This window comes from Streptomyces sp. x-19, from assembly GCF_046549115.1.
GTDB lineage: Bacteria > Actinomycetota > Actinomycetes > Streptomycetales > Streptomycetaceae > Streptomyces > Streptomyces albulus_C.
The window spans coordinates 176,162-184,944 of record NZ_JAJPWK010000016.1 but is presented as its reverse complement, the minus strand read 5'-3'; the positions used below and the strand labels follow the sequence as shown (position 1 = coordinate 184,944).

Sequence of the window (8,783 nt, the reverse complement as noted above, 5' to 3'; positions counted from 1 at the left end):
GGTAATCCGGCAACAACACTCGCGTTGAGCGGAACCATGAGGAGGAATAATCCTCACGGTTCACAGCGTCCTCGCTGTGCGCCTCCCAAGCTTGGGAGGACTTTTCAAAGGAACCTCATCTCCATGACGGAGACGGGGTATCAACATATCTGGCGTTGACTTTTGGCACACTGTTGAGTTCTCAAGGAACGGACGCTTCCTTTGGATTCCCTCTCGGGTTTCCGCCGGGCGCTTCCCTTCGGTGTTTCACACTCTATCAGGGCTTTTCCGGCTTTCGGACCACCGCTTTTCTGCAAGCATGCAGAAGCGCACGATTCGAGAATCTGGATCATGACTCTGAGGAGTGCCGCCCACTCAGTCGGTCGCGTCGAAGCGCTTCCTGGCTGTCCGGGGCAGATCTCAGACAGTACAGGGGCCGGGTGGGCGAGGCAAATCGATTCCGCGCTGAGATGGGGGCACAACTGGGCTCTGTCATGCGGAACCGTCAGTTCTTATGACTTACGCTTCTCAACGGTGCGCCGTCCGGGACAGGCAGTGACGGCGGCCTGATGAATCTTCACCCGGGAGGTTTCCCATGACCACCGTGACGTCCCCTCTTGTAGGACGCGCAATCGGGCTCGCGGCAGTGCCGGACCCCGTCTTCTCCGGCGCGATGGTGGGTCCCGGTACCGCCATCGACCCGGTCCGTGAACCGTCGGCGGCGGTTTCGCCCGTGGACGGCGTCATCGTCTCCCTGCACCCGCACGCGTTCGTCGTCGTGGACGGCGAAGGGCACGGCGTGCTGACGCACCTCGGCATCGACACCGTGCAGCTCAACGGCGAGGGCTTCGAGCTGCTGGTGAACAAGGGCGACACCGTCACCCGCGGGCAGGCCGTCGTGCGCTGGAACCCGGCCGCGGTCGAGGAGGCCGGCAAGTCGCCGGTGTGCCCGGTCGTCGCGCTGGAGGCGACTGCGGACTCGCTCGGCGAGGTGCGCGAGGACGGCGACATCAAGGCCGGCGACGCGCTCTTCTCCTGGCAGTAGCAGCAGCCGGACGCCGTCGCGAGACGGCAGGTACGACATCCACCGCGGCGGCCGGGCCCGCCGCAACGACCGGAGACGGGTGACATGGAGACAACGCTGCGGGGCGTCGGCGTGAGCCACGGCGTGGCCATCGGCGAGGTGCGGCACATGGGGACGGCGGTCCTGGAGCCGCCGGCCAAGCAGATTCCCACGGAGGAGGCGGAGCGCGAGCAGGGGCGCGCCCGCCAGGCCGTGGAGGCTGTGGCCGCCGACCTGATCGCGCGGGGCAACCTGGCGGGTGGCGAGGCCCAGCATGTGCTGGAGGCCCAGGCCATGATGGCCCAGGACCCCGAGCTGATGGCCGACGTCGAGCGGCGGATCGCCGTGGGCAGCACGGCGGAGCGCGCGGTGTACGACGCGTTCGCCGCGTACCGGGCGCTGCTGGCCGGGGCGGGCGAGTACCTGGCGGGTCGGGTGGCCGACCTCGATGACGTGCGGAACCGGATCGTGGCGCGGCTGCTGGGTGTGCCGATGCCGGGCGTGCCGGACAGCGACGAGCCGTACGTGCTGATCGCGCGGGACCTGGCGCCGGCCGACACCGCGCTGCTGGACCCGGCGCTGGTGCTCGGGTTCGTGACCGAAGAGGGCGGGCCGACCAGCCACAGTGCGATCCTCGCGCGGGCCCTGGGAGTGCCGGCCGTGGTGGCGCTGCCGGGTGCCGGTGAGCTCGTCGAGGGCACCGTGATCGCGGTGGACGGCAGCACCGGTGAGGTCTTCGTCAACCCGAGCGATGAGAAGCGGGCCGAGCTGACGCGGTCGGCGGAGCAGCGGAAGGCGGCGCTGGCGGCGTCGTCCGGTCCGGGTGCCACGTCCGACGGGCACAAGGTGCCGCTGCTGGCGAACGTCGGTGGGCCGGCGGACGTGCCGGCGGCGGTGGAGGCCGGTGCGGAGGGCGTCGGGCTGTTCCGGACCGAGTTCCTGTTCCTGGACGACAGCAAGCAGGCGCCGTCGGAGGAGAAGCAGGTCGAGGCGTACCGGAAGGTGCTGGAGGCCTTTCCCGAGGGGCGCGTGGTGGTGCGCGTGCTGGACGCGGGGGCCGACAAGCCGCTGGACTTCCTGACGCCGGCGGACGAGCCGAACCCGGCGCTGGGCGTGCGGGGTCTGCGGACGCTGTTGGACCACCCCGAGGTGCTGCGGACGCAGTTGTCGGCGTTGGCCAAGGCCGCCGAGGGGCTGCCGGTCTACCTTGAGGTCATGGCCCCGATGGTGGCGGACCGGATCGACGCCAAGGCGTTCGCGGATGCCTGCCGGGAGGCCGGGCTGCAGGCGAAGTTCGGCGCGATGGTGGAGATTCCGTCGGCGGCGCTGCGGGCGCGGTCGATCCTTCAGGAGGTGGAGTTCCTGTCGCTGGGCACCAACGACCTGGCGCAGTACACCTTCGCGGCGGACCGGCAGGTGGGCGCGGTGTCGCGGCTGCAGGACCCGTGGCAGCCGGCGTTGTTGGACCTCGTGGCGGTTTCGGCCGAGGCCGCGAAGGCCGAGGGCAAGAGCTGTGGCGTGTGCGGTGAGGCGGCCTCCGATCCGCTGTTGGCGTGCGTGCTGACGGGTCTGGGGGTCACCAGCCTGTCGATGGGTGCGGCGTCGCTCCCCTACGTGCGGGCGACGCTGGCCAAGCACACGCTGGCGCAGTGCGAGCGGGCGGCGGCCGCGGCGCGGGCCGCGGACACCGCTGCGGATGCCCGGGCGGCCGCGCAGGCGGTGCTCTCCGGGGAGTGATCCGGGCGGCGCGCGGCGCCGTGTGAGGTACTTCGGGACGGCCGTCCCGCCTGGTGGCGGGGCGGCCGTTTCGCGTGTCTGCGGGGTCCCTGCGGTGGGGTCAGGGGTGGCAGTGCGGGCCGGGTGGGGGTGGCAGGGGCAGGCCGGGGGCGTAGTCGACGTGGTGCTCGGGCGGGATGGGTTCGTCGGTTTCGGGGTCGGTGCAGTAGGCGTCGAAGATCTCGGCGGCGCTGAGGGGGGTGGGCCAGGCGTCGCGCAGGCGCCAGCCGCGGACGGTGGCGGGGGTGGCGCCTCGGGTGGGGGTGGTGCGGCAGACGAGGGCGCCGGGGGCGGGCCGGGCCAGGGCGGCGGCGAGGACGGTGCAGAAGGCGAGCGTCTCGGGCTCGGGCAGGCGTGGCGGGGTGCTGTCGGGGCCGGTGGTGGCGAGGAGGTAGGCGCGCAGTGGGCCGGTGGTGTCGGGGAGGGTGCAGACGAGGTGGTGGGTGCCGTCCCCGAGGGCGGTGAGGAGGTGGTGCAGGGCGGTGGTGGCGCGGGTGAACGCCGCGTGGGCGAGGTCGTGGCCGCATGCGGTGCAGCGGCCGGCGCGGGCCAGGAGGGCGGTGGCGCGGTCCCAGGAGGCGCGGCGGGCCGCCTCCTCGGTGAGTAACGGCAGGAGCCGGTCGAGCGGGGTGCCGTCGTAGGCGAGGGTGGCGCCGGTGCGGGCGGCGGCGGCGGTGTAGCGGCTGCGGCTGCCGGGGTCGTCGGGGTCGAGGTCGTGGTCGGTGCAGTAGTGGGCGTAGGCGGTCGGGTCGAAGAGGCAGAGGGTGGTGTGCACGCCCTCGGCGGCGAGGGTGCGCAGCAGGCCCTCCAGTTGTCGGAGGTAGCCGCGGTGGTCGTGGAACGGGAAGGTGCGGTAGCGGCGCATGGCGGCGAAGTCCCGGGCGTCGGCGAGGACGGCGGCGGTGCTGGGGAGGTCGCGGCGCAGCGGGTGGCCGGCGGGGTGGTGGGTGGGGCGGGTGGTGGGTGTCATGACTCCCCCTCGGTGGGTGCGTGGGTCGGTCGTCACTGGTCGGACGACCTTTGTCACCGAGAGTAATCGGGGGGTCTGACAACGGCGGGCGGGGCCGTTCGGGCGTGGGAGGGCCCGGCGCCGGGCGGGGGCCGCCGGCGCCGGGGCGGGGTCACTCGGCGCGGTCGGCGGCGATCCGCTCGTAGAAGCGGAGGATTTCGAGGTTGTCCACGGAGCCGGGGTTGACGGCTTTTTCGAGGGGGGTGCCGGCCAGGAGGCGTTTGACCGGGACCTCGATGCGCTTGCCGGTGAGGGTGTGCGGGACGCCGGGGGCTTCGATGATCTCGTCGGGGACGTGGCGGGGTGAGAGTTGTGTGCGGATGGTGCGCTTGATGCGGTCGCGCAGGTCGTCGTCCAGGGTGGCGCCGGGGGCGAGGTGGACGAAGAGCGGCATCCAGTAGCCGCCGTCGGGGAGTTCGAGGCCGATGACGAGGGATTCGCGGATCTCGGGGAGGCGTTCGACGACCTCGTAGATGTCGGCGGAGCCCATTCGGACGCCCTGGCGGTTGAGGGTGGAGTCGGAGCGGCCGTGGATGACGACGCTGCCGCGGGAGGTGACGGTGATCCAGTCGCCGTGCCGCCAGACGCCGGGGTAGGTGTCGAAGTAGCTGTCGTGGTAGCGGGTGCCGTCGGGGTCGTTCCAGAAGCGGGTGGGCATGGACGGCATGGGGTTGGTGACGACCAGTTCGCCGACTTCGTCGAGGACCGGCTCGCCCTGGGGGTCCCACGCCTGGAGGTCGGTGCCCAGGCAGGCGGCCTGGAGTTCGCCGATGTGGACGGGGAGGGTGGGGACGGCGCCGGCGAAGCAGCTGCAGACGTCGGTGCCGCCGCTGACGGAGGCGGTCCACAGGTCGGTGCCGGTTTCGGCGAAGGTGTCGTGCAGCCAGCGGAAGCCGTCGGGCGGGAGCGGGGAGCCGGTGGTGGCGACGCAGGTGACGGTGGAGAGGTCGAGGTCGCGGGCGGGGTGCAGGCCGGCCTTGCGGCAGGCCATCACGTAGGCGGCGGAGGTGCCGAAGACGGTGGTGCGGGTGGCGGCGGCGACCTGCCACTGGGCGGCGGTGTCGGGGTGGCCTGGGCTGCCGTCGTACAGGACGATCGTGGAGCCGGCGAGGAGGCCGCCGACGAGGAAGTTCCACATCATCCAGCCCGTGGACGTGTACCAGAAGAAGCGGTCGTCGGGGCCGAGGTCGCAGTGCAGGCCGGTCTGTTTGAGGTGTTCGAGGAGGATGCCGCCCTGGGACTGGACGATGGCCTTGGGCAGGCCGGTGGTGCCGGAGGAGTACAGGACCCACAGCGGGTGGTCGAAGGGGACCTGGGCGAAGTCCGGTTCGGTGGCGTCCGAGGTCAGGTCGGACCAGTCGAGGGCCCCTTCGGGGGCGGGGGTACCCAGCAGGGGGACGTGGACGACGGCGCGCAGCGTGGGCAGTTCGGCGCGGAGTTCGGCGACGGTGTCGCGGCGGTCGTGTTCCTTGCCGCCGTAGCGGTAGCCGTCGACGGTGAACAGGACGACCGGTTCGACCTGTTGGAAGCGGTCCAGGACGCTGCGGGCGCCGAAGTCGGGGGCGCAGGAGGTCCACACGGCGCCGACCGCGGCGGTGGCCAGGAGGGCGACCACGGCCTCGGGGACGTTGGGGAGGTAGCCGCTGATGCGGTCGCCGGGGCGGACGCCGAGGCGGCGCAGGGCGGCGGCCAGGGAGCCGACCTGGCCGCGGAGCTCGGTCCAGGTGACGGCGGCCGGCTGGTGGCGCTCGTCGACGTGGAGCAGGGCGGGGGCGTCGGCGCGGGCGGGGTCCTCGGCGGCGCGCAGGGCGTGTTCGGCGTAGTTGAGGGTGGCGCCGGGGAACCAGCGGGCGCCGGGCATCGCGCGGTCGGCCAGGACCGTGTCGTAGGGGGTGCCGAAGCGGACGTCGAACCATGCGGCGACGGCCTGCCAGAAGGTCGGGAGGTGGTCGACGGACCAGCGGTGCAGGGCGGCGTAGCTGGCCGCGGGGTCGCCGGGGGTGGGGGCGGGTGCGCCGTGGTGGGTGGCGGCCCAGGTGTGGAAGCGGGTGACCTGTGCGCCGGCGATCCGGTCCGGGCCGGGCTGCCAGAGCGGCTCCGGTGCCGGGTGTGCGGCGGAGTGCGGGGCGGTGGTCATGATGCGGCTCCTGGCAGGTACGCGGCGTGGGCGGCGGTCCCGCGCGGTGGTGGGGGTCTCCCGGTGGTGCGCGTGACCGGCTGGCTTGCCTGGACGATGCCACGTGATCGACTCGGGCACCAGGGTCGACCGGCAGATTCGGGGGTGGCGGGGCCTTCGTGCGTGGGACGGTTCCGGCCAGGCGAGGGGGCGGGGCGGGGCGTGGGAGGTGGCCGGCTCGCCCGTGCGCAGGTGAACGGCAGTTGAACGGTTCCCCCCGGACGGGTCGTCAATGGCAGGCTGACCGGCATGGACGGGCGTGATCTGGTGCGGTCGGTACGGATGGTCAGGGCGGTCGGGGCGGTGCAGGGGCTGCGGTCCGTGCGTGCGGCGTGGCGGCGGAGCAGAGCGGATGCGCGGGCGCTGCCGCGGCGGGGTGCGGAGCGGGCGCGGGTGCCGGGTGAGGCGCGTGGGGCGGAGCGGTTGCCGGGTGGCGGGGTGATCCACTTCGCGCGGTCGTCCCTGCGGGTGCGGGTGGCGGCGGGCGGCGCGGTGTTCTGCGGCTGGGACGGGGCCGGTCCGGAGCCGTCGTACGCGTTGGCCGGGGCGTGTCCGGCGGTGGATCCGCGGGCGGTGCTGGAGCCGGACACGGAGGGCGGCTGGCGGATCGTCTCGGAGCGGGTGCTGGTGGTGGTGTCCCGGTTCGGTGCGGTGGAGGTGCGCACGCCGGGTGGGGCGCTGTTGCGGCGGGAGCTGCCGCCGCGCTGGTGGCACCGGGTCGCGGACTGTGCGCCGGACGGGGGTGGCGGTGCGGCCGGGGGCGAGGTGGCGGAGGAGGCCGTGGAGCCGGATGGGCGGCCCGCGGGGGCGGTGACGTCGCGGTGGGTGCAGCGGGCGGAGGTGGCGGCGGACGCGCGGTTCTTCGGGCTTGGCGGCCGGTCGGCCGGGCCGCGGTTGCGGGACGGGACGTACCGGCTGTGGAACGCCGATCCGGGCGGCGCGTTCGGGCCGGGGGACGATCCGCTGTACCTGACGATGCCGGTGCAGTTGGTGGTGGCCGACGCGGGGACGCACCTGGTGTTCCACGACAACTCCTGGGACGGCCGGGTGGCGTTGCAGGAGGGCATGGAGGGCGCCGGTTCGGGGCACGACCGGCCGGGCACCTGCGAGGTGCGGATGGACGGCGGGCCGCTGCGCTACTGGGTGCTGGCGGGGACGCCGGCCCGGGTGTTGCAGGGGTGGACGGTGCTGACCGGTGCGCCGGCGTTGCCGCCCCGTTGGGCGTTGGGGTACCAGCACGCCCGGTGGGGGTTCGGCGGTGCGGACGAGGTGCGGCGCGTGGTGGCGGGCTACCGGGAGCGGGGGCTGCCGCTGTCCGCGGTGCATCTGGACATCGACCACTACGACGGGCACCGGGTGTTCACCGTGGACCGGGAGCGGTTTCCGGATCTTCCGGGGTTGGCCGGGGAGTTGCGGGCCGCGGGGGTGCGGTTGGTGTCGATCGTCGATCCGGCGGTGAAGGCGGAGCCGGGCAACGCGGTGTACGACGGCGGGGCGGCGGTGGACGCGTTCGTGCGGGACGCGCAGGGGCAGCTGGTGCGGGGGGAGGTGTGGTCGGGTGAGTCGGTGTACCCGGACTTCACCGATCCGCGGGTGCGCAAGTGGTGGGGGGCGCTGTACGCGGAGCGGCTGGCGCAGGGCTTCGCCGGGGTGTGGCACGACATGAACGAGCCGGTGTCGTTCGCGGCCTTCGGGGAGGCGACGCTGCCCCGGTCGGCGCGGCACGACCTGGAGGGGCACGGTGGCGACCACCGGGAGGCGCACAACGTCTACGGGTTGGCGATGGCGCAGGCGGCTTTCGAGGGGCTGTGCGAACTGCGGCCCGGGGAGCGGCCGTTCCTGTTCTCCCGGTCGGGCTGGGCGGGGCTCCAGCGGTACGGGGGGACGTGGTCGGGGGACGTGGCGACCGGGTGGCCGGGGCTGCGGGCGTCGTTGTCGCTGGTGTTGGGGTTGGGGTTGTGCGGGGTGCCGTACAGCGGGCCGGACGTGGGCGGGTTCTCGGGGGTGCCGTCGCCGGAGCTGTATCTGCGGTGGTTTCAGTTGGGGGCGTACCTGCCGCTGTTCCGTACGCATTCGGCGTTGTGGGCGGGGCGGCGGGAGCCGTGGGAGTACGGGGCGGAGGTGCTGGCGCACGCGGGGGCGGCGCTGCGGGAGCGGACCCGGCTGTTGCCGTACTTCGTGACGTTGGGGCAGTTGGCGCGGCTGTCGGGGGCGCCGTACGTGCGGCCGGTGTGGTGGAGTTCGCCGCGGGACCGGGCGTTGCGGGACTGTACGGACGCGTTCTTGTTGGGGGACGCGCTGTTGGTGGCGCCGGTGTTGGAGGCGGGGGCGGTGCGGCGGGCGGTGCGGGTGCCGCGCGGCCGGTGGTACGACACCGCGACCGGGCGGGCCTACGACGGGCCGGGGCGGGTGTGGGTGGAGGCGCCGCTGTCCCGCATTCCGGTGTTGGCGCGGGCCGGTGCCGTGCTGCCGGTGACGGGGGCGGACGGCGGGACGGAGTTGGAGGCGTGGGCGCCGGCGGTCGGGCGTACGGGCGGCGGGGTGGTGGTGCCGGACTGCGGGGACGGTTGGCGGCGGCCGGAGGTGGAGCGGTTCACCAGCCGGTGGGACGGCGGTCGGGTGGTCGTGGAGCGGCGGGACGGGGGCCCGGTGGGGTATCCGGTGCGGGTGCGGGGGCTGCCCGGGGAGGACCCGGGGGCGGTCGACGGGTAACGGGGTTGCGGGGCGGGCCCGTTGGGCGGGGCGGAGGGGTGTGGGGGCCGGTGGTCGGCGAGGGGGTT

The 8,783-nt window shown here is 73.7% G+C and carries 5 protein-coding genes; 3 read left to right on the top strand and 2 right to left on the bottom strand.

The window, feature by feature from the left end:
* Positions 1-574 precede the first annotated feature (574 nt).
* Positions 575-1,024, top strand: a complete 450-nt coding sequence (locus ACLJT4_RS29520) for a PTS glucose transporter subunit IIA (protein ID WP_411126855.1) — start codon at positions 575-577, stop codon at positions 1,022-1,024.
* 84 nt (positions 1,025-1,108) lie between these two features.
* A complete protein-coding gene (ptsP, locus tag ACLJT4_RS29515; RefSeq protein ID WP_411126853.1) occupies positions 1,109-2,779 on the top strand; it encodes a phosphoenolpyruvate--protein phosphotransferase in 1,671 nt (556 codons plus the stop codon).
* Between the two features lie 100 nt (positions 2,780-2,879).
* On the opposite strand, the gene ACLJT4_RS29510 is transcribed toward ptsP, so the two are convergent.
* Together ACLJT4_RS29510 and ACLJT4_RS29505 are read right to left on the bottom strand one after the other, a co-directional pair.
* Positions 2,880-3,788 (bottom strand): hypothetical protein, encoded by a 909-nt coding sequence (locus tag ACLJT4_RS29510; RefSeq protein ID WP_411126851.1) that lies wholly within the window; start codon positions 3,786-3,788, stop codon positions 2,880-2,882.
* Between the two features lie 151 nt (positions 3,789-3,939).
* Complete coding sequence (locus ACLJT4_RS29505) at positions 3,940-5,964, bottom strand: acetoacetate--CoA ligase (protein WP_411126849.1); 2,025 nt, start codon at positions 5,962-5,964, stop codon at positions 3,940-3,942.
* Positions 5,965-6,252: 288 nt separating this feature from the next.
* On the opposite strand from ACLJT4_RS29505, the gene ACLJT4_RS29500 reads away from it, so the two are divergent.
* Positions 6,253-8,715, top strand: coding sequence for a glycoside hydrolase family 31 protein (locus ACLJT4_RS29500; protein WP_411126847.1), 2,463 nt, complete (start codon positions 6,253-6,255; stop codon positions 8,713-8,715).
* Positions 8,716-8,783: the final 68 nt, after the last annotated feature.